Annotated in this window: 23 protein-coding genes; 3 read left to right on the forward strand and 20 right to left on the reverse strand. The window is 69.4% G+C overall.

Annotation, left to right across the window (positions count from 1 at the left end; all coding sequences use genetic code 11):
• Positions 1-2 precede the first annotated feature (2 nt).
• From DEO45_RS12645 to gspE, 10 genes are read right to left on the reverse strand one after another with little or no spacing between them, the layout of a single operon-like run.
• The gene (locus DEO45_RS12645) at positions 3-725 is read right to left on the reverse strand and encodes a general secretion pathway protein GspN (protein WP_114344221.1); all 723 of its coding nucleotides are present in this window, start codon (positions 723-725) and stop codon (positions 3-5) included.
• Positions 722-1,369: a type II secretion system protein GspM gene (gene gspM, locus DEO45_RS12650; protein ID WP_114344224.1), complete on the reverse strand. Its 648-nt coding sequence runs from the start codon at positions 1,367-1,369 to the stop codon at positions 722-724. The genes DEO45_RS12645 and gspM overlap by 4 nt, the downstream gene beginning before the upstream one ends.
• Positions 1,366-2,517, reverse strand: a complete 1,152-nt coding sequence (locus tag DEO45_RS12655; protein ID WP_114344226.1) for a PilN domain-containing protein — start codon at positions 2,515-2,517, stop codon at positions 1,366-1,368. Before DEO45_RS12655 ends, gspM begins: the two co-directional genes overlap by 4 nt.
• Positions 2,514-3,383, reverse strand: a complete 870-nt coding sequence (locus DEO45_RS12660) for a general secretion pathway protein GspK (RefSeq protein WP_114344229.1) — start codon at positions 3,381-3,383, stop codon at positions 2,514-2,516. The genes DEO45_RS12655 and DEO45_RS12660 overlap by 4 nt, the downstream gene beginning before the upstream one ends.
• Entirely contained in the window at positions 3,380-4,021 is a 642-nt protein-coding gene (locus DEO45_RS12665) for a prepilin-type N-terminal cleavage/methylation domain-containing protein (protein WP_114344231.1), read from the reverse strand. The genes DEO45_RS12660 and DEO45_RS12665 overlap by 4 nt, the downstream gene beginning before the upstream one ends.
• Positions 4,018-4,443, reverse strand: coding sequence for a type IV pilus modification PilV family protein (locus tag DEO45_RS12670; protein ID WP_114344233.1), 426 nt, complete (start codon positions 4,441-4,443; stop codon positions 4,018-4,020). Before DEO45_RS12670 ends, DEO45_RS12665 begins: the two co-directional genes overlap by 4 nt.
• Positions 4,440-4,898, reverse strand: coding sequence for a GspH/FimT family pseudopilin (locus tag DEO45_RS12675; protein WP_114344235.1), 459 nt, complete (start codon positions 4,896-4,898; stop codon positions 4,440-4,442). The genes DEO45_RS12670 and DEO45_RS12675 overlap by 4 nt, the downstream gene beginning before the upstream one ends.
• A 2-nt stretch (positions 4,899-4,900) precedes the next feature.
• Positions 4,901-5,326 (reverse strand): type II secretion system major pseudopilin GspG, encoded by a 426-nt coding sequence (gene gspG / locus DEO45_RS12680; RefSeq protein WP_114344238.1) that lies wholly within the window; start codon positions 5,324-5,326, stop codon positions 4,901-4,903.
• A gap of 33 nt (positions 5,327-5,359) precedes the next feature.
• The gene (gene gspF / locus DEO45_RS12685; RefSeq protein ID WP_114344240.1) at positions 5,360-6,577 is read right to left on the reverse strand and encodes a type II secretion system inner membrane protein GspF; all 1,218 of its coding nucleotides are present in this window, start codon (positions 6,575-6,577) and stop codon (positions 5,360-5,362) included.
• 1 nt (position 6,578) lies between these two features.
• Positions 6,579-8,312, reverse strand: a complete 1,734-nt coding sequence (gspE, locus tag DEO45_RS12690; protein ID WP_114344242.1) for a type II secretion system ATPase GspE — start codon at positions 8,310-8,312, stop codon at positions 6,579-6,581.
• Positions 8,313-8,615: 303 nt separating this feature from the next.
• Between gspE and DEO45_RS12695 the strand changes: the two genes are divergently transcribed.
• The gene (locus tag DEO45_RS12695; RefSeq protein WP_114344411.1) at positions 8,616-9,413 is read left to right on the forward strand and encodes a TatD family hydrolase; all 798 of its coding nucleotides are present in this window, start codon (positions 8,616-8,618) and stop codon (positions 9,411-9,413) included.
• A 3-nt stretch (positions 9,414-9,416) separates the two neighbouring features.
• On the opposite strand, the gene DEO45_RS12700 is transcribed toward DEO45_RS12695, so the two are convergent.
• The 6 genes from DEO45_RS12700 to DEO45_RS12725 all read right to left on the reverse strand — a co-directional run bounded on the left by DEO45_RS12700 (position 9,417) and on the right by DEO45_RS12725 (position 14,607).
• Positions 9,417-10,163, reverse strand: a complete 747-nt coding sequence (locus tag DEO45_RS12700; protein WP_189339745.1) for a class I SAM-dependent methyltransferase — start codon at positions 10,161-10,163, stop codon at positions 9,417-9,419.
• A 44-nt stretch (positions 10,164-10,207) separates the two neighbouring features.
• Positions 10,208-10,741, reverse strand: a complete 534-nt coding sequence (locus DEO45_RS12705) for a pseudouridine synthase (RefSeq protein WP_114344245.1) — start codon at positions 10,739-10,741, stop codon at positions 10,208-10,210.
• An 11-nt stretch (positions 10,742-10,752) separates the two neighbouring features.
• Positions 10,753-11,676: a class I SAM-dependent methyltransferase gene (locus tag DEO45_RS12710; protein WP_114344246.1), complete on the reverse strand. Its 924-nt coding sequence runs from the start codon at positions 11,674-11,676 to the stop codon at positions 10,753-10,755.
• A gap of 76 nt (positions 11,677-11,752) precedes the next feature.
• Positions 11,753-12,415 carry an NYN domain-containing protein gene (locus DEO45_RS12715; RefSeq protein WP_114344248.1) on the reverse strand — a complete coding sequence of 221 codons (663 nt, stop codon included), beginning with the start codon at positions 12,413-12,415 and terminating at the stop codon, positions 11,753-11,755.
• Between the two features lie 82 nt (positions 12,416-12,497).
• Positions 12,498-13,610, reverse strand: coding sequence for an S-(hydroxymethyl)glutathione dehydrogenase/class III alcohol dehydrogenase (locus DEO45_RS12720; RefSeq protein WP_114344251.1), 1,113 nt, complete (start codon positions 13,608-13,610; stop codon positions 12,498-12,500).
• A gap of 76 nt (positions 13,611-13,686) precedes the next feature.
• Positions 13,687-14,607 (reverse strand): LysR substrate-binding domain-containing protein, encoded by a 921-nt coding sequence (locus DEO45_RS12725; protein ID WP_114344253.1) that lies wholly within the window; start codon positions 14,605-14,607, stop codon positions 13,687-13,689.
• Between the two features lie 109 nt (positions 14,608-14,716).
• Between DEO45_RS12725 and DEO45_RS12730 the strand changes: the two genes are divergently transcribed.
• Together DEO45_RS12730 and DEO45_RS12735 are read left to right on the forward strand one after the other, a co-directional pair.
• Positions 14,717-14,896: a hypothetical protein gene (locus DEO45_RS12730; protein WP_114344255.1), complete on the forward strand. Its 180-nt coding sequence runs from the start codon at positions 14,717-14,719 to the stop codon at positions 14,894-14,896.
• A 106-nt stretch (positions 14,897-15,002) separates the two neighbouring features.
• Positions 15,003-15,947 carry an aldo/keto reductase gene (locus DEO45_RS12735; RefSeq protein ID WP_114344257.1) on the forward strand — a complete coding sequence of 315 codons (945 nt, stop codon included), beginning with the start codon at positions 15,003-15,005 and terminating at the stop codon, positions 15,945-15,947.
• Positions 15,948-16,054: 107 nt separating this feature from the next.
• Here DEO45_RS12735 and DEO45_RS12740 read toward each other — a convergent pair whose 3' ends face one another.
• From DEO45_RS12740 to DEO45_RS12755, 4 genes are all read right to left on the reverse strand, one after another.
• Entirely contained in the window at positions 16,055-17,092 is a 1,038-nt protein-coding gene (locus DEO45_RS12740; protein ID WP_114344259.1) for a TraB/GumN family protein, read from the reverse strand.
• Positions 17,093-17,369: 277 nt separating this feature from the next.
• Positions 17,370-19,595: an NADP-dependent isocitrate dehydrogenase gene (locus DEO45_RS12745; RefSeq protein WP_114344261.1), complete on the reverse strand. Its 2,226-nt coding sequence runs from the start codon at positions 19,593-19,595 to the stop codon at positions 17,370-17,372.
• A gap of 229 nt (positions 19,596-19,824) precedes the next feature.
• Entirely contained in the window at positions 19,825-20,349 is a 525-nt protein-coding gene (locus DEO45_RS12750; RefSeq protein ID WP_114344263.1) for a hypothetical protein, read from the reverse strand.
• Between the two features lie 419 nt (positions 20,350-20,768).
• Positions 20,769-23,900: an efflux RND transporter permease subunit gene (locus tag DEO45_RS12755; RefSeq protein WP_114344265.1), complete on the reverse strand. Its 3,132-nt coding sequence runs from the start codon at positions 23,898-23,900 to the stop codon at positions 20,769-20,771.
• Between the last annotated feature and the right edge of the window lie 50 nt (positions 23,901-23,950).

The raw sequence follows: 23,950 nt of genomic DNA on the forward strand, positions 1-23,950 counted from the left end.
AATCAATGCACCTCTTCATTGGCCGCAGCCGCCTTGGCAGCACGACGTTTTTGGACGCTTTCCCTGAGCTGGTCAAGGCTTTTCTGCCGCGCCGGATCTACCGACGGCGGCGACGCCTGCGGATCGCGACCGCCGCCGGAACGGATGTTCTGTCTTCCGGCCCCATGCGGCCCGATGCTGATCATCGCGTCGGCAGGCGCGGCCGGCGCCGGGCTTCCCGCGGCGGCACCCTTCTGCCCGTCGAAGGGCGCACCCGCCGGCAGCTTCAATTCGGTCCGGCCCGCGGAGGTGGCGAACACCGCCGAACGCGGATGCACTTCGAGCAGGGTGGCGCTGCCATCCGGCAACGCCTGGCCCTCGCGCAGGCGCACCTCGCGATGGTCGCCGTTCCGGTTGCGCAGCAGGGCCATGCGCAGCTCGGGGGTGAGGATGATGCCGGTCAGTTCGAGGTCGCCGAGATTGCTGCCGCCGTCGGCGGTGCGCGCCACCGGCTTGCGGTCCGGGCTGAACAGCGGTCGCTGCCAGACCAGCGCGTACTGCTGCAGCGGCACCGGCTGCAGCAGGTTGGCTGGCGGGCCGGCTGGCGGCAGCGGCGCCAGCGTGCGCGGCGTATCCCAGCGCACGCCGCGGCCGAAGCCGGCCAGCAGCAACAGCAGCAGCGCGCCCAGCAACGCGGCCAGTGCGACCAGCACGGGAGTCAGCTGGCGCTGATTGGCGGCGTTCAAGGCGCGGCTCCCGCGTCGTCGGGCGCGCGGCCGGGCGGCGCGGCCGCCGGACGCGCCGGACGCACGTAGCCGGACAGGCTGAACTGCACCTCCAGCGCCGCGCCATTGTTCTGCTGCGCCACCACCGGGTTTCGATAGATGCTGAGGTCGTCGACGAACAGGTAGGGCGTGCCCTGCTCCAACGCCTGCAGCACCGCCGCCAGCGGCTCCATGTCACAGGTCAGGCTGATGCTGACCGCCGCCTTGCGGTAGGGCTCGCCAGCGATCGACGGTGGGTTCGGCAGCGGCATCTTCTGGGTCACCGCGCAATGGCCGCCGCCGGCGTTGGCGGCGACCACGTCGATCACGCGCTGCATCAGGTCGGCCGCCGCGGCGTTCGGGTCGTCGGCGGCGAGAAACGCGGCGCTGGCGGCCTGGCCGGAGCCCAGTTCGGCGAGGCGCCGCTGCAGCGCCGGCTTCTCGGCGATCGCGGCGGCGTAACGGCTATGCGTGTCGCGCAGGTCGACCATCGCCTCGCGCACCTGCTGCAACGGCACCACGAACCACCAGTGCAGCAGCACCAGGTAGGCCAGCCCCAGTGCGAACAGGAGCAGCAGTACCGCCGCGATGCGGCTGTCGCGCGGATTCATCGCGGTGATCTTCATGGCGTGTCCCCGCGAGCTGCCGGGGGCGCCGCCGGTTTCGGCTGGTTCACGTGCGCAATCAGGTAGAAACGTTCCTTGCCGGTGGTCGGGTCGGGCTGGATGCTGCCCTGGAAGCTGGCGCCGGTGATCAGCTTCGAATCCTTCAGCGCGTCGAGCAGCTTCACTGCCTGCTGGCTCTGCCCCTGCACGCCGATCTGGCCGGTGTTGTCGACGCTGAAGCGCTCCAGCCAGGCGTTGTCCGGCAGGCGCTCGGTGACATCCTGCAGCAGGCTGAGCATGGCCACCGTGTCGTGCTTGCGCCGGGCCAGGAAACCGGCGGCGCCGGCGTCGTCCTGCAGTTGCTGGCGCAGCGTCGCCACCTGCTGCGCCTCGCCGCGCATCGCCTCGACTTCGGCCTGCATCTGCGCCAGCGCCAGCTGCCGGTTGTGCAGCCACTCGCCCAGCACCAGCACCAGCAGCAGCACGCAGGCGGCGGCCAGGATCAGGTTCAGCCGGCGGCGCGGGCGCGCGCGGCGCGGCACCTGTTCCGGCGACAGCAGGTTGACGCCGAGGCGGCCGTCGCCCACCGCCACGTCCGCCGCGTCGACCGCGATGCCCTGGGCCTGCAGGCGCGCCAGCAGCGGATCCAGCGTGGCGCGGGTGACCACCACCAGCTCCGCGTTGAGGCGGCCGGCCACGGTGGCCGCGGCCGTTTCGCGCACGGCGTAGTACACCTGCGCCACGGTGAACGGGGTCTGCCGGTCCATCTCGAAAGCGGCGACCTGACGCAGGTTGTCGCGCGCGGCCAGCGGCAGCGCCAGCGTGCGCCGCAACACCGCCGCTGCCGGCAGCAGCAGCGCCAGGCGCAGGTCCTCGCGGTCCACCCGCTGCAGCGCCGCCCCCATCGCGGCGGCCGGCGCGAGAGCGCCGTCGTCGTCCCAGCTCGCCAGCACCTCGCCATGGCCGCTGCGGCGCAGGGTCCAGGCGGTGCCGGCACGCTGCAGCAGGTGCCAGTCGGCGCCGCTGCCGAACCAGCCGCGCCAGCACAACGGCAGCAGGCCGCGCAGCTCGCCGCCCCACCAGCCCAGGAACGCGGGCAACGGCGAAGCGCGCCAACCGCGGCGTGCACGATCCCACAACGGCTGCAGCGACTGCGTTGCCGTACTCATTCCGCCTCCCCCTCCTGCCAGCGCATCACGGCGTACGGCTGCACCTGCCCCTCCTGCAGGCGAACCGTGGCACGCAGGATCGCACGCGTGCCATCGGCCAGCGTGGCCTCCGAACGAATACTATGCGCGGTTCCGTTGGCGAGAACCAGCCGCGGGTCGTCCGCGTTCTTCTGCCGTGCGGCCTGGATCGCGTTCATCTGTTCGGGCGTCATCCCGGGGATCGCGGCCAGCGCCAGCGGCGGGGCGGTGTTCGGATCCGGGCTCGGGTTGCCGGACCAGATCGTCACCACCGGCACCACCTGGCGGTACAGCGCCGGGGTCATGCCCAGCACCATCTGCAATTCCTCGATGCTGGCGAACGGACCGCCACGCGGACCGTAGTCGCGCCCGGCCGCCACATAGGCCGCGCGCTGGGTGGCGGCCGCGCCTTCGAGGATGGGCGGGCTGCGCCAGTCCACCACGCGGGCGGCCAGCACCTGCGCCTCGGCCGCCGTCAGCCCGGCCGCCTGGAACAGGCCGCGCAGCACCTCCGGCGGGGCGGCGTTGAGATCGACCTTGCCGCCCTCGTCGGTCGCGCGCACCACGACCGTGGCCTGGTCGTAGCGGAACGTGTACGGCCGGCCGTCGCCCAGCCAGTGCTGCTTCGGCTGCGGATCGTGCAGGGCGTACAGCGCACGCATCAAGCCAGCCTCGGCGGCGTAATGCGCTTGGGCCTGGGCAAACGCGTAGCGGGCCTGCAGGCCTTCGGTGCGCACCAGCGCGGCATAGCCGCCGAGCAGGATCGCCAGCAGCGTGCACGCCCACAGCACCAGCAGCAGGGCGACCCCGCGCTGGCAGGCACGCCGCGGCAACGGCCGGCGGCTCATCGTCCCCTCATGCCGGGCAGGTTGACCAGGAGCGCATTCGCTCGCACCGGCACGTCCAGCTGCGGCCACGCCATGCCGCCCTGCGCCTGCAGCTCGATACGCACCAGCTGCGGCATCCGGCGACCGTCGGGCCACGCGGTGGACCACGGTGCAGGGTCGCCCTGGTCGTCGACCCCGCGGTAGCTGAAGCTGCCTTTGACGATCCGATCGAGCAGCACCTGCGGTTCGCCCAGCGGCTGCGGCGGCCGGCCGTCCGGCGGCAGCAGGGCCAGGCTCAGCTCCAGCCGCAGGCCACCGTGGCCGTCGTCGACCAGTTGCAGCCGCTGCAACTGCGGGCCGAGCTTGCCGAGGTAGCCGGGCAGCGGCGCCACGTAGCGCATCTCGCGCGCGCTGCCCAGGAAATAGATCGGCTCGCCGTGATCGGTGCGGCCGATCGGCTGCACCTGGCTCTGCGCCAGTTCGCGGCGCAGGAATTGCTGCGCCGAGCGCACCTGGTCGACCCGCTCGATCGCTGCGGTGCCCGAGCGCACGCTGTGGGTGGCGGTGCGCAGGCCCGAGTACACGCCGACCAGCAGCAGCGCCAGCAGCACCAGCGCGGCGAGCACCTCCAGCAAGGTGAAACCGGCCGCGCGTTTCATCGGCCGGCCTGCGCATTGCCGGCGGCCAGCGGCGTGCCCAGCCGCAGCGTGCGGAAGTGCGCGGTGCGCGGATGCGCGGGCGGTCCCCACGACACGGCCAGGTCGAGCTGGTAGAGCTGCATCGATGCGTCGTGCGCGGCCGGACCGGCGGCGTTCCACGGCGTCACGTCGAGCTGCCAGCGGTAGCGCCGGTCGAAGCGGCCGGCATGCTGGCCCGGCTTCACCGCCTCGCCCACGAACGCGCTGTCGAGCAGGCTGCGCGCATGCATCGCCACCTCGCTGTACTCGGCGGCGTTGCGGCCTAGCGCGATGGACGCGCCGGCCACCTTCATCAGCGCGGTGAACGCGATCGCCAGCAGCATGATCGCGGCAATCACCTCGAGCAGGCTGAAGCCTTGCTGGTGGCGGGACCGGGCTTTCATCGCTGCGCCACCGCATCGACCACGCGCACCTCGCCGGTCAGCCACGCCACGTTGACGTGCCATTCGCGCCGGCCGCTGCGCAGGGTGATGCGCCCGCCGGTGGAGCTGCCGTCCGGGAAGAAGCGGATGCGTCCGGTGTGGTCGTTCGGCTGGTCCTGCCTCGCGCTGGTGATGCTCACGCGCAGGCCTTTCGGCAGGCGCACGCCCTGCCGCTTCGCGTCGTCGTAGCTGTTCGCGCGGGTGTCCACGTCGAAATGCTGCTCCTCCCCGCGCACGATCGCCTGCACCCGGGTGGCGCGCAACGCGCCGGCCAGCTCGCTGCTGGCCGCGCGCACGCGCGCGCTGGCCAGGCCCTGGGTCACCGATACGGACACAGCTACCGCCGCCAGCCCGATCAGCACGATAACGACCAGCATCTCCAGCAAGGTGAAGCCGTTGGTGCGCGCAGCCCTCATGCCTACTGCCAGTTACCCGCATCAGCATTGGTCCCGTCGCCACCCGGTTTACCGTCTTCGCCATAGAAGATCAGGTCGTACTTGCCATGTTGGCCGGGGTACTGATAACCGAAGTCATGCCCGTAGGGATCCTTCAGTTGCGATTCCTTGGCATACGGCCCTTGCCAGTTCGTCGCATTAACCGGCTTCACAACCAGATCTCCCAGCTGCTGCGGTGGCGAACCGTTGTCCAGTTCGTAGTTGTCGATGTCCTGGGCCAATGTGTTCAGTTGGATCTTGCCGGTCTTGTACTTGCCCTTGTCAAAGCTGGGGATGACCTTGGTGATCACTGCCACCGCAATGATGCCAACCAGTGCGATCACCGCCAGCATTTCGAGCAAGGTGAAACCGGCTTGCATACCAAATCGTCGTGGTTGCCTGTACTGCATGGAAATCACCTCAAGGTTTGCGAAGGTTGGTATCTACTGGACGCTGCTGGTCAGGGTAAGCAGCGGTAGCAAGATTGCCGCCATGATGATGCCCACCAGCACCGTCATCACGATGGTCAGCGCCGGCACCAGCGCCGCCAGCAGGCGGTCGATCGCGCGCCTGGACTCGAGCTCGAAGGTGTCGGCGACCTTCAGCAGCATGGTGTCGAGCTGGCCGGCTTCCTCGCCCACCTGCACCATCTGCATCGCCAGCCGCGGGAACAGTTTCGACTGGCCCAGCGCCAGGCTCAGGCCCGCGCCGCCCTTGACCTGCTCGTGCGCCGCCTCCAGCGCCGCGTCCAGCGCGCGGTTGGCGGTGACCTGGCGCGCGATGCTCAACGCGCTCAGCAACGGTACGCCGTTCTTCAGCAAGGTGCCCAGCGTGCGCGTGATCCGCGCGGTTTCCACCTTCAGCAGCAGCGGGCCGACCACGCGCAGCCGCAGCAGGCGGGCATGCCAGGCCAGCCGCGCCGCCGGCTCGCGCAGCCGCGCGCGCCAGGCGAACAGGCCGCCGCCGAGCAACAGCACGATCAGCCACCACCACGTCTGCAGCGCATTGCCGAGCGCCAGCACCGCGGCGGTGATCCAGGGGATCGGTACCTGCATGTCCTCGAAGATCGGCACGAACTGCGGCACCACGTAGGCCAGCAGCAACACCAGCGAACCGAGCACGCCGACCAGCAGGAACGCCGGATAGATCAGCGCATTGACGATGCTGCCGCGCAACTGCTGCGCGCGCTCCAGGTAATCGGCCAGCCGGCGCAGCGTCTCCTCCAGCGAACCGCCCGCCTCGCCGGCGCGCACCAGGCTGACGTACAGCTTGGGGAACACGCCATGCTCCTCGTCCAGCGCCGAGGACAGGCTGTTGCCGCCGCGCACGCGATCGCGCACGCGCTCGATCAGCTTCTTCGCGCCCTCGCCCTCGGGCAGCTCGAGCAGGATGCCGAGCGCGCGGTCCAGTGGCTGGCCGGCGCCGAGCAGGGTGGCCAGCTGATGGGTGAACTGGGCCAGCTGGTCGCCGCTGAACGGGCCGCGCTTGAACAGCGCGGCGAAGCCGCTGCCACCGCCGGCACCGTCGGCCGGCAGGGCTTCCAGCGGGGTGTGGCCCTGGTCCTGCAGGCGGCCGATCACTTCCTCGACGCTGGCGGCCTCCATCTGCCCCTGCAGCATCTCGCCGGCGTCGCTGACGGCCTTGTAGCGGAACTGGGCCACGTCAGCCTTCCTGCGTCACGCGCAGTACTTCTTCCAGCGTGGTGATGCCGGCCACGGCCTTGGCGATGCCGTCCTCGTACATCGTGCGCATGCCCTCGCTGCGCGCCTGCTTCTCGATGTCGCCCTCGTTCGCGCGCTGCATCACCAGCCGGCGCAGCGGGTCGCTCATGGTGAGGAACTCCATGATCGCGCGGCGGCCGCGGTAGCCGCTGGGATTGGCCGCGCTGGTGCCTGGCTTCCACAGCCGGATCGGCCGCTCGTCGGTGTACCTGTGCAACTCGAACTGCTCGATCACTTCCGGCAGCGCTTCGTACGGGATCGCCGTCTCCGGATCGAGCCGGCGCACCAGCCGCTGCGCCAGGATGCCGTTGACGGTGGAGCCGAGCAGGTAATCCTCCACGCCCATGTCGAGCAATCGGGTGATGCCGCCGGCGGCGGAGTTGGTGTGCAGCGTGGAAAGCACCAGGTGGCCGGTCAGCGCGGACTGGATCGCGATGCGGCAGGTCTCCAGGTCGCGCATCTCGCCGATCATGATCACGTCCGGATCCTGGCGCACGATCGAGCGCAGCGCGCCGGCGAAATCCAGCCCGATCTGCGGCTTCACCTGGATCTGGTTGATGCCCTCGATCTGGTACTCGACCGGGTCCTCGACGGTGATGATCTTCACGTCGGGCGTATTGATCCGCGACAGCGCGGTGTACAGCGTGGTGGTCTTGCCCGAGCCGGTGGGGCCGGTCACCAGCAGGATCCCGTGCGGGCGGTTGAGCACCTCGACGAAGCGCGACTGGAAGCGGTCGGTGAAGCCGAGCGAGGCGAAGTCGAACACCACCGATTCGCGGTCCAGGATGCGCATCACCACCGACTCGCCGAAGCTGGTCGGCACCGTCGACACGCGCAGGTCCAGCTCCTTGCCCTGCACGCGCAGCTGGATGCGGCCGTCCTGCGGCAGCCGGCGCTCGGCGATGTTCAGCCGCGCCATGATCTTCACGCGCGAGATCACCGCGGCGGTGGACGACGAGGGCGGCGCCTCGACTTCGTGCAACACGCCGTCGATGCGGTAGCGCACCTTCAGCCGGTTCTCGAACGGCTCGATGTGCACGTCCGACGCACGCTGCTCCACCGCGCGCTGCAGGATCAGGTTCACCAGCCGGATGACGGGAGCCTCGGAGGCAAGGTCGCGCAGGTGCTCGACGTCGTCCTCTTCCGCGGCGCTGCCGTCGAGGTTCTCCACGATGGTGCCCATCGCCGAGCGACCGCTGCCGTAATAACGCTCGATCAGTCCGTCGATCTCCGAACGCAGGCCCACGCGCAGCGCCACCGGCCGCCCGGCGGCCAGCTCCACCGCCTGCAGCGGATACGGGTCGGCCGGGTCGGCCACGATCAATGCCAGCCCGTGCTCGCCATCCTGCACCGGCACCACGTGCTGCTGTTTCAGGAAGCGCAGCGACAGCTCCAGCTCGGCCGGCGGCAGTTCCGGCGCGTCGCGCGCGGCCAGCAGCGGCACCTGCAGCAGTTCGGCCCAGGCCTCGGCCAGGTCGCGCTCGGAGACCAGGCCCAGTCGCGCCATCAGCGCGGTCAGCGTGCCCTCGGCCGATTCCTCGTGCAGACGGCGCGCGCGGGCGAGGTCGCCGTCCTTCAGGCGGCCGCGCGCGACCAGCCAGGCACAGACTTCCGCCTCGCGGTCATCCGCCACCCGACCCGACCCGCCGACCGCCGGCTCGATCACTGCCGACATCCTCCACCCCGCTCGATAGCTGCGAAAAACCGTCGACGCTCCCCTGCGGCGAAACGGCAAGCACCATAGTTAGCACATCCGGCTGGCCGCAGGTGAATGCCGCCCACACCGGCCACCACGGTGGCACAAACGTCCATTGTGGGGCCTGCGCCTGCAGCGTTGGACATCCGCGGCCTAGGAAAATTTCCTGTGCCGCCGCCGGCGTGACCCGGGTCGCAGGCCCGCGACGCGCCCGCGGCCGGTCATGCGTTTGCGCCGTTGCCGGGGTCTGGGACAATGCCGCTTTTGACGACCGGCCAGACCATGCAACTGCTCGATATCGGCGCCAACCTCACCCACGAGTCGTTCCACCCCGACCTCGACGCGGTGCTGCGGCGCGCGCAGGCGCATGGCGTGGGTCGTATGGTGGTCACCGGCGCCTCGCGCGACGGCAGCGGACATGCGCTCGCACTGGCGCGCGCGCATCCCGGCACGCTGTACGCTACCGCCGGCGTGCATCCCCACCACGCGGTCGACTACGACGACGCCACCGATGCGGCATTGCGCGAACTGGCGGTGCAGCCGCAGGTGCGTGCGGTCGGCGAGACCGGACTGGACTACCACCGCAACTATTCGCCGCGCGAGGTGCAGTTGGCGGTGTTCGAACGCCAGCTGCGGATCGCGGCAGACCTGCACAAGCCCCTGTTCCTGCACCAGCGCGATGCGCACGCGGATTTCGTCGCCCTGCTCCGGCGCTACCGTGACCGGGTGCCCGGCGCGGTGGTGCACTGTTTCACCGACACCGGCGAGGCGCTGCGCGACTACCTGGCGCTGGACTGCCACATCGGCATCACCGGCTGGATCTGCGACGAGCGCCGCGGCACCCACCTGCGCGAACTGGTGCGCGGGATCCCGGCCAACCGGCTGATGCTGGAGACCGACGCGCCGTACCTGCTGCCGCGCACGGTGCGGCCGCAGCCCAGCCACCGGCGCAACGAGCCGATGTACCTGAAGCACATCTGCGAGGAAGTCGCCCGCGACCGCGGGGAAAGCGCGGAAGTCACCGCGGCGAACAGCACCGCGACGGCGATGGCGTTCTTCGGCCTGGCCGAAGCGGCCTGAGCGTCAGGCCACCCGCCCCACCTGCACGAAGAACGGCCAGCGCACCGCGCGCACCCGTTCGGGCTCGCCCCAGGCCGCAGCCAGCGCGGGGGCGGCCGCCTGCACCGCATCGCGGCCGGTGCGCTGCCGATGCCGCTGCGCCGCCGACCACGACTGCAGGTAGGCCAGGAACTGTGCGAAATCCCAGTCCGCACGCATCGTGAAGCTGGGTGCCGGCACCGGCGTAAACGGGAATGGCAACCCCTGGTAGCCGGCATCCACCAACGCGCGCTCCGGCGGCCAGTCCGGGCCCAGCGCGCCGGCGTAGAGCTCGCGCTCCACCGCATCGACCGCACGGCTGACGCTGCAGTTGCCGTAGGCCGAGACCGCCAGCAGCGCGCCCGGCCGCGCCACGCGACGCACTTCCGCATGGAACGCCGCCAGGTCGAACCAGTGCAGCGCCTGCGACACGCCGACCAGGCTCACGCTGCCGGCGGCGAGGCTGCTGCGTTCGGCCGGCTCGGTGCGGTAATCGATGCGCGGATGCGGCGTGGCCTGTGCGATCTGCGTTGCGCTGGGATCGGTGGCGACCACCCGCTCGAAATGCGCGGCCAGGCCCAGGCTGGCCTGGCCGTTGCCGCAGCCGGCATCCCAGGCCAGCGCGAGGTCGGGCGCCTGCGCCGCCAGCCAGTCGAACCAATCGGCCGGCGGCAGCGGACGGGCGTCGCGGTACAGCGCGGCGTGGCCGGAGAAGTGATCCTTGAAGTCCATGCGGATACCGGTGCGGGGAGGATGCGCGGATTATCGCGCCATCCTCAGGCGAGTACGCGCGACGCGCCGGGAGCGAGCCCATCCAGCGCATGCTCGCCGATGCGCACGCGGATCAGCCGCAGGGTCGGGAAGCCGACCGCGGCAGTCATCCGGCGTACCTGGCGGTTGCGGCCTTCGCGCAGGGTCAGGCTGAGCCAGCTGGTGGGGATGGACTGGCGGAAGCGCACCGGCGGATCGCGCGGCCACAGCCAGTCCGGTTCGGCGGCGAAGGTGGCTTCGGCCGGCAGGGTCGGGCCGTCGTTCAGGACCACGCCGCGGCGCAGTGCCCGTAACGCCGCCTCGTCGAGCGTGCCCTCGACCTGTGCCAGGTAGGTCTTGGCCTGCTTGTGGCGCGGGTCGGTGAGCCGATGCGCCAGCCGGCCGTCGTCGGTCAGCAGCAGCAGCCCCTCGCTGTCCTGGTCAAGCCGGCCGGCTGCGTAGACGCCCGGCTGACGCACGAAGTCGGCCAGCGTGGGGCGGCCGCGATCGTCGGTGAACTGGCACAGCACGCCGTACGGCTTGTTCAACGCGATCAGCATGCGCGCCCGGCTCAGGGCGTCGAAGCCGCCGCCGGCTTCACGAAGCGCAGGGTCATCCGGTCGGACTCGCCGATCGCCTGGTACTTCGCCTTGTCCTTTTCGCCCAGGGTGAGCGTGGGCGGCAACGTCCACACGCCCTTCGGATAGTCCCTGGTGTCCTTCGGATTGGCGTTGATGTCGCTGCTTTCGTCCAGCGTGAAACCGGCGTCGGTGGCCAGCTTCACGACATAGCGGGTGGGCAGGTATCCGCTCGACTTCACGGCTTCCAGCGTGGCGTCGTCGTCGGCGCGGTGGTCGACCACGCCCAGCACACCTCCCGGTTTCAGCACCGCGAAGAACGCCTTGAACATCGCCGGCGCGGTGCCGGCCACCACCCAGTTGTGCACGTTGCGGAAGGTCAGCACCAGGTCGGCCGAGCCCGCCGGGCCGAGTACCGGCGCCTTCGGGTCGAAGGTGACGATCGTGGCCTTGCCGTAGTGCGCCGGGTCGGCGGCGAATTTGCGGCGCAGCGTGCTGTCGTCGCTGCGGGCCTCGGCGTCGGCGGCGGGCGCCTTCTCCGCGGCGATGTAGCGGCCGTTGTCACGCAACAGCGGCGCCAGGATCTCGGCGTACCAGCCGCCGCCGGGGGTGATCTCGATCACCGTGCGGTCCGGCCGCACGCCGAAGAACTGCAAGGTGGCCTTGGGATGGCGGTACGCGTCGCGGGCGCGGTTCGCCGCCGGGCGCCAGCTGCCGGCCAGCACGCCGTCCAGCTGCGAAGCGGTGAAGTCGCGGGCGCTGGTCGGCGGCACCAGTGCGTCGCTCGGCTGGTCCGGCGGAACCGAGACGGGGGGTACCGCCTGGGCAGCGGCCGCCAACGCCGGGCAGGCCGCCAGCAACGTGGCCGCCACGAGGCTCGCCAACCCCGTCCTGGCCGCCTGTGTCCTGTGTTTCATGGATGACTCCTTGGCATGGTGGTCGTCCGGACCTGCCGCACTGTCGCGCAAACCTTGTGCAGGACCGGTAGACGATTCAGAACGGCCGCGGGCAGACCGACTGCAGGCCGTCGATGTGTTCGTGCAGGTCCGGCGCGATACCTTGCCACATCGGGTCGAGGATGAAGTCGATGCCTTCGTAGCGAGCCAGCTTCGCGGCCGGGATGAAATCCGCATCGCCGGCGACCAGGATGATCTGGTCGACCAGCTTCTTGTAGGTCAGCGCGGCGATGTCGATGCCGATCTTCATGTCGACCTGGGTCTGGCGCATGTCCGGCTCGAAGTGCTCGTCGCCCAGGTCGTCCCAGCGCAGGTTGCCCTCGCGCAGCTGCTGGTAGGCGCCGCGCTTCAGCTGCCACTCGCCGCGCTCGGCCAGCCGGCCCAGCCGCAGCGCCATCTTGCGCTGGCGGCGCAGCTGGTCGTGCAGCTCGCGACGGAACGCGGCGGCGCCGGTGCGGCCGAAGTCGATGCTGTCGCCGCTGATCGGCCTGACGAAGCTCTTTTCCAGCGGCGGGCAGTCGTAGAAGTAGATGCGGTAGAGCTGCTCGCGCGGTCTGTCGACCGCCTTGAGGTGTTCCAGCGCCATGCCGAACAGGGTCTTCGCCACCGCGCGCGCATCGTTCGCGTCGCGCTCGCCGTAGACCTTGCGGTAGCGGGCGAGGAAGAAGGCGCCGTCGACGAGGATGGCGGTGCGGTTCATGGGACAACCTTATGGATGTGCTGGCATAACGAGGATGGGCGACGCCGGCAGGATGGGGCCGGCGGCGCGTGCCTATTCTACGTCAGTAGTGGATCACCGAGCGGATCACCTTGCCTTCGTGCATCAGCTCGAACGCCTCGTTGATGCGCTCCAGCGGCAGCACCTCGGTGATCATCTCGTCGATCCTGATCTCGCCGGCCAGGTAGCGCTCGACGTAGCCGGGCAGCTGCGAGCGCCCCTTCACGCCGCCGAACGCCGAACCGCGCCATACGCGCCCGGTGACCAGCTGGAACGGCCGCGTGCTGATCTCCTGCCCGGCGCCGGCGACGCCGATGATGATCGACTCGCCCCAGCCCTTGTGGCAGCACTCCAGCGCCGAGCGCATCACGTGGACGTTGCCGATGCACTCGAACGAATAGTCCACGCCGCCGTCGGTGAGGTCGACGATCACCTGCTGGATCGACGTGTCCGGGTAATCCTTCGGGTTGATGCAGTCCGTCGCGCCGAGCAGCTTCGCCATCTCGAACTTGGCCGGATTGGTGTCGACCACCACGATGCGCCCGGCCTTCGCCATCACCGCGCCCTGCACCACCGACAGACCGATGCCGCCCAGGCCGAACACCGCCACGGATGCACCCGGCTCCACCTTCGCCGTGTTGAGCACCGCGCCGATGCCGGTGGTGATGCCGCAGCCGAGCAGGCACACCTTCTCCAGCGGCGCCGCCTTGTTGATCTTTGCCAGCGAGATCTCCGGCAGCACGGTGTACTCGCTGAACGTGCTGGTGCCCATGTAGTGCAGCAGCGGCCGGCCGTTGAGCGAGAAGCGCGAGGTCCCGTCGGGCATCAGCCCCTGGCCCTGGGTGGCCCTGATCTTCTGGCACAGGTTGGTCTTGCCGGAGCGGCAGAACTTGCACTCGCCGCATTCGGGCGTGTACAGCGGAATCACGTGGTCGCCGACCTTGAGCGAGGTAACGCCCTCGCCCACTTCCTCCACGATGCCGCCGCCCTCGTGGCCGAGGATCACCGGGAACTGCCCTTCAGGATCGGCGCCGGACAGGGTGAATGCGTCGGTATGGCAGACGCCGGTGGCGACGATGCGCACCAGCACCTCGCCGGCCTTCGGCCCGGCCACGTCGACCTGTTCGATGCTGAGCGGCTGGCCGGCGGCCCAGGCGACGGCGGCGCGTGATTTCATGGTGCGGACTCCTCGATGCGATACGGATGCGTTGAACATCGCATGGTAACCGCTCGCCGTACGGCAGCTCACCGCATCAGCGTTCGACCATGCCGCACTCGCTCATGCCCGGCAGCTGCCGGCAGTAGTCGTCGGCCTCGGCCAGCAGCCATTCGCGAAAGGCCTGCAGGCCGCGGTGCTCCAGCGAGCGCGGCGGGTACACCAGCCAGTAGGCCTCCTCCACCGCCAGATAGTTGCCGCCCAGCACCTGCAGCCGGCCGGCGTCGATCAGCGACTTCGAGGTCACCATCCGCCCCAGCGCCACGCCGAGGCCTTCCAGGGCCGCATGGCGCAGCGCATCGAGGCTGTCGAACTGCGCCACGTAACGCTTCGGCCGCGTGCCGCCGTAGCGGCTGAACCAGTCGCTCCAGCGCGTCGAGGGCGCCGGCTCGCCGAGCAGCGGCCAGCGCGACAGCTCGCGCGGGTCGGCGCCGCCCATCCGCTCGATCAACGCCGGCGCAGCCACCGGCGCGATCCATTCGCCGAACAGCCGCTCGCTGTGCAGGCCGGCCCATTCGCCACGGCCGTAGCGCAGGGCAACGTCCACCGGTTCGCGTTCGAAATCCACCAGGGTCGAACCCGACTGCAGGCTGAGCTCCAGCTCCGGATGCGCGGCGACCAGCCGCGGCAGCCGCGGCACCAGCCAGCTCGACATGATGCCGGGGCTGGCGCTGAGCGTGAGCGCGTCATGGTGGCGCGTGCGATACGCCGCCAGCGCATGCTCGATGCCGTCGAAATGGCCGCCCACCGCTTCCAGCAGACTGCAGCCTTCGACGGTCAGCGTCACGCCGCGCGGGCCGCGCTCGAACAGGCGCCGCTCCAGCCGTTCTTCCAGCTGGCGCATCTGGTGGCTGAGCGCGCTCACCGTGAGATTCGCCTGCGCCGCGGCGCGCGACAGGTTGCCCTGCCGGGCGACCAGCACGAACTGTTGCAACAAGCCCAGCGGCAACTTTCCCACCTTGAATATTCCTCAAGCCTGACTTGCGAATATATCGCTTTTTGGCGGCCTTCGGCGTGCGTATCTTGAGCTCTCCCCAAGCCACAAGCCCTCCCAAGGAGGCTTCCCCATGAACTCGCTGTGGAAAGATCTGCTGTTCCTGCACGGCCATCTGGTGCACAAGGAGGACCTGGACTGGCGCCCGGACCCGGAGCCCGCTCCGAACCGGGCCAGCGACGCCGCCAAGGCCCGGCGCAATGTGCTGGCGTGCTGCGCCGGCGTGTGGCCACGGATCATGGCTCCGCGTTGAGGGTCGCCCGGGCTTGAATACCGCGGATATGCAGCCACTTCGTATGGACCGCGCGCCGCCTGCCGGGTCGCGCGCGGATTCTGCCCGCCGCACTCCGAGGTATTCCATGCACACGCGTCCGCTCGGCAACTCGCCGCTCTCCATCGCCCCGCTCGCCTTCGGCGGCAATGTGTTCGGCTGGAGTGCCGACGAGAAGCGCTCGTTCGAACTGCTCGACGCGTTCGTCGATGCCGGCGGCAACCTGATCGACACCGCGGATGTCTATTCGGCCTGGGTGCCGGGCAACTACGGCGGCGAGTCGGAAACCATCATCGGCAAGTGGCTGAAGCAGAGCGGCAAGCGCGATCGGGTGGTGATCTCGACCAAGGTGGCCAAGTGGGCCGAACAGCCGGGCCTCTCGCCGGTCAACATCCAGCAGGCGGTGGACCGCTCGCTGCAGCGCCTGCAGGTCGACTGCATCGACCTGTACCAGGCGCACGAAGATGACGCCAGCGTGCCGATGGAAGAAACCCTGGGCGCCTTCGCCCGGCTGATCGAGGCCGGCAAGGTGCGCGTGATCGGCGCCTCCAACTTCAGCGCCGCGCGCTTCGCCGACGCGCTGGCCATGTCGAAACAGCACGGCCTGCCGCGCTACGAAAGCCTGCAGCCGGAATACAACCTGGTCAGCCGCACCGGCTACGAGCGGGAACTGGAGCCGCTGATCCGCCGCGAGTGCATCGGCGTGATCAGCTACTACGCGCTGGCGAGCGGCTTTCTCAGCGGCAAGTACCGCAGCGCGGCCGACCTGGCGAAGAGCGCCGCACGCGGCGGCTCGGTGAAGAAATTCCTGAACCCGCACGGCCTGCAGGTACTGGCCGCACTGGACGCGGTGGCCGCCGCGCACCACGCCACCCCGGCCCAGGTCGCGCTGGCCTGGCTGATCGCCCGCCCCGGCCTCACCGCGCCGATCGTCAGCGCCACCAGCGTGGAGCAGCTGCGTGAACTGCTCGGCGCCACCTCACTGCAGTTGAGCGACAACGAGATTGCGCAGCTCGACCTGGCCAGCGCCTGATCACCCGATCGCAACGATGCGTCCTTCGTAGGGCGGGCACGGCCCGCCAGCTCTTGCTTCGCATGGTACGGCAATGAAGAGCGGCGGGCGGTGCCCGCCTACCGGCGTCACTCGGGTGCGTCGATCTGGTAGCCCTCGGCCTGCAAGGCGGCGAGGTAACCGTCCGGCTTCAGCAGTTCGTCCATCGGCAGCAGGGCGAAAGTCTGCGCATTGGCGGCCAGCGCCTTGCGCGCGGCAGCCAGCCACACGGCGCGCTGCTTCGCCGGAACGTCGTCGAGGCCGAGCGTCTGCGCAAAACCGGCGCCGGTGATTGCCGCCACGCAGGCGTCGCGACGATCGCTGTCGGGCAGTTCGTGCAGCGCCTGCAGGTCGCCCGTGGCCCAGGCGTTGGCGCGCGCGGTCATCGCCGGCATGTCGTGCTCGACGCTGTCCAGGGTGCGGATGAAGCAGGTGGTGTCGCGCGGCGCCGCCTGCCGGAACGCCTTGATCGCCGCCCGCGGGTGCTCGATCAGCACGGGGTAGTCGGTCGGCAGTTCAGGCACGCCGCGGCGTTTGGCCAGCTCGTCCACGCTCGCCTCGACCCCGCCGGAACGGCTGAGCCCGTTCGCCTTCAGCGCCTTCTTGTACAGCTCCTGCGCGGCGAACAGCGGGCGCCAGCGCTCGACGCTGCGGTCGTCACCCAGATACTTCTGCTTCAGCACCTGCCAGCGCGCATACACCGGCGGCGGCAGCACCTGTTGCAGGGTTTCGCCGTCGTCGTTCTTGCGCGCGCCATAAGCCGAAGGCAGCAGGAACAGCTTGCCGAGAAAACCCACGTCGGCCTTCAGCTTCACCGCCGGCGCCAGCAGCACCTGCTGCGAGCCGGCGATCGCCTGCTCCACCTCGCGCGACTGCCACTGCATCGCGCGCGGCAGCGGGGACAGCGTGCCCAGCACCCACAGCACATGCCCGTCCTTGCTCACCTTCCACAGGCCCGGCCCGGGCACCACGCCGCTCACCACCACCACCGGCAGGTTGGCCACGTCCTGCAGCGACGGCCGCGCGGCCGTGCTGGCCGCCGTCGGCACCTGGGCAGGCGCCGCGGGCACGCCTGCGGGCGCGAGGACACCCGACACGAGCAGGAAAGCCAGGGGCAGCAGGCGCATCACGGCACACTCCGGTTTCGAAGGCCGCCATTGTCGCAGGGCGATACTGAGAGGTTGTGAACTTTTCAACCTCTCAGGCCGGCCACGGAGGGCCGGGCATGAAACAGTCACCCCAGTGACTGTTTCATGTGAGCGAGTCCGGGCGTGTACCGGACTCGCGACTGAAGAAAACCACAGGAAGTGGTTTTCTTCACAAGCTCTGAGCGGAAGGTTGCCGGCCGGCAAAAGCCAACGGGGCACCGCGGGGTGCCCCGTTGCCTGACGCAGGAGCGGCAGTTCAGGCCGACAACTTCGCCAGCGCCGCGTTGAACGTGGCGCTGGGCCGCATCGCCGCGCTCACCCGCGCCAGGTCGGGGTGGTAGTAGCCGCCGATGTCCACCGGCTTGCCCTGCACGCGGTTGAGTTCGTCGACGATGGCGGCCTCGTGCTCGGTGAGCGCCTTGGCCAGCGGCGCGAACTTCGCCTTCAGCGCGGCATTCACGTCCTGCGCGGCCAGCGCCTGCGCCCAGTACAGCGCGAGGTAGAAGTGGCTGCCGCGGTTGTCGATGCCGCCGACCTTGCGCGAGGGCGACTTGTCGGTGTCGAGGAACTTGCCGTTGGCCTGGTCCAGCGTCTTCGCCAGCAGCTCCACCTCGGCGCTGCCGTCGCGGTTGCCCAGGTGCTCCAGCGAGGCGGCCAGCGCGAGGAACTCGCCCAGCGAATCCCAGCGCAGGTAGTTCTCTTCCAGGAACTGCTGCACGTGCTTCGGCGCCGAGCCGCCGGCGCCGGTCTCGAACAGGCCGCCGCCGGCCATCAGCGGCACGATCGACAGCATCTTCGCGCTGGTGCCCAGCTCCATGATCGGGAACAGGTCGGTGAGGTAATCGCGCAGCACGTTGCCGGTGACCGAGATGGTGTCCAGGCCCTGGCGGATACGCTCCAGCGAGAACCTGGTGGCGGCCACCGGATCCATGATGCGGATGTCCAGGCCGCTGGTGTCGTAGTTCTTGAGGTAGCGCTCGACCTTGGCAATCACCTCGCGGTCGTGCGCACGGGCCGGATCGAGCCAGAACACCGCCGGCGTGTGCCGCGCACGGCCCACCGCGAGCTTCACCCAGTCCTGGATCGGCGCGTCCTTGGTCTGGCACATGCGCCAGATGTCGCCGGCCTCCACGTCATGCTGCAGCAGCACCTTGCCGGCCTCGTCGATCACTTTCACCACGCCGTCGGCGGCGATCTGGAAAGTCTTGTCGTGCGAGCCGTATTCCTCGGCGGCCTGCGCCATCAGGCCCACGTTGGGCACGCTGCCCATGGTCGCCGGATCGAACGCGCCGTGCGCCTTGCAGTCCTCGATCACTGCCTGGTAGACGCCGGCGTAGCAGCGGTCGGGGATCACCGCCTTGGTGTCCTGCAGCTTGCCCGCGGCGTTCCACATCTTGCCGGAGTCGCGGATCATCGCCGGCATCGAGGCGTCGATGATCACGTCGCTGGGCACGTGCAGGTTGGTGATGCCCTTGTCGGAATTGACCATCGCCACGGCAGGGCGCTTGGCGTATTCGGCGTCGAGGTCGGCCTTGATCGCCGCCTGCGTCGCTTCCGGCAGCGCGCCCAGGCGCGCGTACAGGTCGCCGATGCCGTTGTTCGGGTTGAAGCCGGCCTGCTTCAGCGCGTCGGCGTGCTTCGCCAGCACGTCCTTGTAGAACTCGCCCACCGCCACGCCGAACATGATCGGATCGGAGACCTTCATCATGGTGGCCTTGAGGTGCAGCGAGAACAGCACGCCCTGCTTCTTTGCGTCCTCGATCTGCGCGTCGACGAAGGCGGCCAGCGCGCGGCGCGACATCACCGCGGCGTCGATGATCTCGCCGGCCTTCAGCGCGGTCTTCTCCTTCAGCACCTTGCTGGAGCCGTCCTTGCCGAACCACTCGATGCGCACCGCGGTCGGCTGCCCGACCACCGCGGACTGCTCGCTGCCGTAGAAGTCGCCGCCGTCCATGTGCGCCACGTGGGTCTTCGAGTCATGGCTCCACGCGCCCATCTTGTGCGGGTGCTTGCGCGCGTAGTTCTTCACCGAGGCCGGCGCGCGGCGGTCGGAGTTGCCCTCGCGCAGCACCGGATTCACCGCGCTGCCCTTGACCCGGTCGTAGCGCGCCCTGACGTCCTTCTCGCGATCGTCCTTCGGCTCGTCCGGGTAATCCGGCAGCGCGTAGCCGTGGTCCTGCAGCTCCCTGATCGCCGCCTTCAGCTGCGGCATCGAGGCGCTGATGTTTGGCAGCTTGATGATGTTCGCCTCCGGCGTGGTGGCGAGGCGGCCCAGCTCGGCGAGGTCGTCGGCGATGCGCTGGCCTTCCTGCAGCAGCTCGGGGAACAGCGCGATGATGCGCCCGGCCAGCGAGATGTCGCGCGTCTCGACCTTGACGCCCGCCGTGCCGGTGAAGGCGGCGATGATCGGCAGCAGCGACTGCGTGGCGAGGAACGGGGCTTCGTCGGTCAGCGTGTAGATGATCTTGGACGTGCTGGACATTGTCTGTGTGGACCTCTTTAGCGACTGCATGGCCGGGAGGGAGCCGTGCCGCCAGGGAACGGCGGCACGCTGATACAAGCCTCCCATTGTCGCGTTTTCGCCGGGGAGGGGAAAGCGCGATGCTGGCGGCACCGCCAACATGCGTCGACGTACTGTGGTTCGCGCAAGACAAAACGACGAGGGCGCGGCATGGCCGCGCCCTCGTTTCACCCCGCATCAGCGTTGCAGCTTATTTCACCGAGAAATCCTTGCTGGCGACCTGGTTGCCGTTCAACGAGATCTGCACCTTGTAGTCTCCGGTCGGGAAACCGTCCGGCTTGCTGATCATGAACGCGGTGGTCTGCGGGCCCGTCGCATTGAGCGACTTGCTGTCCTCATGCACCACCTGGCCGTCCTGGGTGGTCCATTTCGCCGACAGCGTGGCATTGCCGCTGCCGCTGGTGTCGACCGAGGCGTAGATGGTGTCCTTCGGCGCGAAACTGGTGCCGCTGGCGAGGATCTTGTGGTTCGCGTCGACCGTCGAACCCAGTTCCACCGAGCCGACCGTGACCGCGGCCGGCGCACTGTTGTTCATGGCCATCGGCGCCGTCGAAGCGGGTGTCGGTGCAACTGGCGGCGTCGGTGCCGTCGCAGCGGGTGGCGGCGTGCCCGATGGCGCCGGCGCCGTCGATTCGTCCTTCTTGCCGCACGCGCTCAAGGCCAGCATCGCAGCCAGCGACGCGGCAAGGACCAAGGGTTGGCGAGTGATCTTCATGGAGCTACCTCCTGCTTCAGGACTTGGCGGAAATATTCAGGACCTGGCCGACCCTGATCCGGCCCAGAGAACTGGTCGCGGAGAACTGGTCGCGATTGGCGGCGGGAATCTGCGTCCACGCGTTCGCATGGGTGTTTCGCGATCCTCGCCAGGTAACCGCCGGCCACCACGGTATGGCCGGCGACCTCCTCGGCGGTGGAACCGACCCGTGACTGCACGTGGCCTGGTGCCGCCCTGGCGGCGCAGCCAGCGGGTGGAGTTCGCTCCGCCCCGCACATCGCAAAATCAACCTTGCCGGCCTCGTCGTCCATCGCACGCCACTTCGTCCGCGAACGGGGTCAGTGGTAACCACCTTGCGGTTAACGGGTTGTGAGTGTGGCGGCAAAGCGTTCAGCTGGAGGCCACGGGAAGCGGCCGGATCAACCGATGTCGGGGCGGGGCACCATCGGATGGCGCCTCTGTCGCCGCGCCCACCACGCTCTTCGCCGCTCGGCGAGGCACGAGAAGATCACGTACAGCGCGGGGGTGCTGAGCAGGGTGAGGCTCTGCGAGATGAGCAGGCCGCCGATCAGGGCGATGCCGAGCGGACGGCGCAGTTCGCTGCCTTCGCCGAGGCCGATGGCGATCGGCAGCGCGGCGAGGATGGCGACCATGGTGGTCATCATGATCGGGCGGAAGCGCACGGTGCACGCCTCGCGCGCCGCTTCCAGCGGGCTCTTGCCGTGTTCGCGCTCGGCGACCAGGGCGAAGTCGATCATCATGATCGCGTTCTTCTTGACGATGCCGATCAAAAGCACCAGCGCGATCTGCGCCACCACCGACAGCTCGGTGCCGGTGATCCAGAGCGCCAGCAATGCGCCGGCGCCGGCGGCCGGCAGGGTGGAAAGGATGGTGACCGGGTGGACCAGGTTCTCGTACAGCATGCCGAGCACGATGTAGACGGTGAGCACGGCGGCGAGGATCAGCCAGCCCATGCCGCTCTGCGACTGCTGGAAGCGGCGGAAGTCGCTGCCCATCTTCACCCGGATGTCGCCGGGCATGCGCATGTTCTGCACGGTGGCCTGGATGATCGCCATCGCCTCGCCCATGCTCACGCCGGGGGCCAGGTTGAAGCTGAGATCCATCGTGGTGTACTGGTTTTCGTGGGTGATCTGCGACGGCGCCATCCCGGGCTCCTGCCGCGCGAAGGCGGTGATCGGGATCATCTTGCCGCCGCTCGAGCGCACGTAGATGCGGTTGAGCGCCTCCGGCGTGGCGGTCTGCACCGGCAGCGCGTTGACCACCACCTGGTACTGGTTGATGTCCGAGTAGATGGTGGACACCTGGCGCTGGCCGAACGCGTCGTACAGCGCGCCGTCGACGGCGCCGACCGACACGCCGAGCCGCGCGGCCTTGTCGCGGTCGATCACGATGTTCTGGCGCAGGCCGGCCTCGTCGACATCGGTGCCGACGTCGCGCAGCTTGGGGTTCTTCTTCAGCTCGGCCTGCAGTTTCGGCAGCCATTCCTGCAGGCTGGCCAGGTCGTTGCCCTGCAGCGAGACCTGGTACTGCGCGCCCTGGCTGGTGCCGCCGCCACCGCTGGGCAGGTCCTGCACCGGGCGCAGGCGCAGGTTGAGGTCGGGATAATGCGCCGCCTTCGCGCTGAGCCGCGACAGCACCGTGAAGGTATCGTCCTGGCGGCCTTCGGCACGGCTCTTCAGGTCGATGTTGAACGAGCCGCTGGTGCCCTGCCGGCTGCTGCCCAGGCGCGAGCCCACGGTGGCGACGTCGGGGTCCGCCATCAGCATGGTGGTGAGCCGTTTCAGGCGCTGCTCGGATTCGCCGAACGACACGGTGGCGCTGGACGTGGCGCGGCCCCAGATCAGGCCGGTGTCCTGCGCCGGGAACAGGCCGGTCTTGACCACGCCGAACAGGTAGACCGTGGCCACGATCAGCACCAGCGGAGTCAGCGAGAACGCCAGCGCATGGCGCAGCGAGAAATTCAGCGCGCGCGTGTATGCGCGCAGCATGCCGGCATGGAAACCGTCCAGCATGCGGGCGAGCCGCGACGGCGGCGCCTGCGGCTTCGCCGCATGGCCACCGAGGAATCGCCCGCACAGCGCCGGCGTCAGCGTCAGCGAGACCGTCGCCGAGACCACGATCGCCGCCACCAGGGTCACCGAGAACTCGTGCATGAACATGCCGGTGATGCCGCCGGCGAACAGCAGCGGGATGAACACGGCGATCAGCGAGGCGGTGATCGAGACGATGGTGAAGCCGATCTCCCTCGCGCCGGCGAGCGTCGCCTCCATCCGCGTCATGCCGGCATCGATGTGGCGGATGATGTTCTCGATCACCACGATCGCGTCGTCGACCACGAAGCCGATCGCGATCACCAGCGCCAGCAGGGTGAGGTTGTTCAGCGTGTAGCCGAGGATGTACATCACCACGAACGCGCCGGCCAGCGACAGCGGCACCGCCACCGCGGCGATCAGCGTGGGCGCGAGCCGGCGCAGGAACAGCGCCATCGTCAGCACCACCATCGCCAGCGAGATCAGCAAGGTGGCCTGCACCTCGTGCAGCGAGGCGCGGATGGTCGGCGTGCCGTCGAAGAACGGGGTCAGCACGGTGCCCGGCGACAGGTAGCCGCGCAGCATCGGCAGCTGCTCCTTGACCAGGTCGACGGTGGCGATGATGTTGGCGTCGGCCTTCTTGTAGACGTACATCAGCACGGCCGGCTTGCCGTGGAACCAGGCGGCCTGGTAGGCGTCCTGCTGGCCGGCGTAGACGTGGGCCACGTCCGACAGCCGCACCGGCGTGCCGTTGTGGCTGGCGACCACCAGCTGGGCGAAGTCCTCCGCGCCGTGCAGCTGGGCGGTGGCGCTGATCGACATGGTGGTGGTGCCGTTGGACAGGAAGCCCTCCGGCGAAGTCACGTTGGCCGCGCTCAGCGCATTGCGCAGCTGGTCGGGCGACAGGCCCATCGCATTCAGCGCGCGCAGGTTCACGTCGACGCGGACCGCCGGCGTGGCCGCGCCGGCGATCTCCACCGACGACACGCCCGGCAGCTGGCGCAGCCGCTGCGCCAGCAGGGTGTCGGACAGGTTGTACAGGTCGGCCGCCGATTGCGTGTCCGAAGTCAGCGCCAGCGCGATGATCGGGTCGTCGTTCGGGTTCGCCTTCTGGTAGCTGGGCGCACCGTTGAGGCCGCTGGGCAGGTCCGGCGCCGCCGCGTTGATCGCCGCCTGCACGTCGCGGGCGGCGGCATCCAGGTCGGTGCCGGTGCGGAACATCATGAACACGAAGGTGCGCCCCTCGGAGCTGGACGAGCGCATGGTGTCGATGCCGGGTACCTGGCCCAGGTGGCGCTCCAGCGGCGCGGCCACGGTGGAGGCCATCGTGCTGGCGTCGGCACCGGCCTGGCTGGCCTGCACGAAGATCGCCGGGAACTGCATGTTCGGCAGCGCCGCCACGCCGAGCAGGAAGTAGGCGATCGCGCCGGCCACGAACAGCCCCATCGCCAGCAGCGAGGTCCCGATCGGGCGGCGGATGAAGGTGCCGGAGAGGTTCATGGGTCCAACATGGGCGGAGGCTTGCGGACGACGCGCGGGAGGATCATCCC

It is taken from the genome of Rhodanobacter denitrificans, assembly GCF_003335105.1.
In the GTDB taxonomy this organism is placed as follows: Bacteria; Pseudomonadota; Gammaproteobacteria; order Xanthomonadales; family Rhodanobacteraceae; genus Rhodanobacter; species Rhodanobacter denitrificans_A.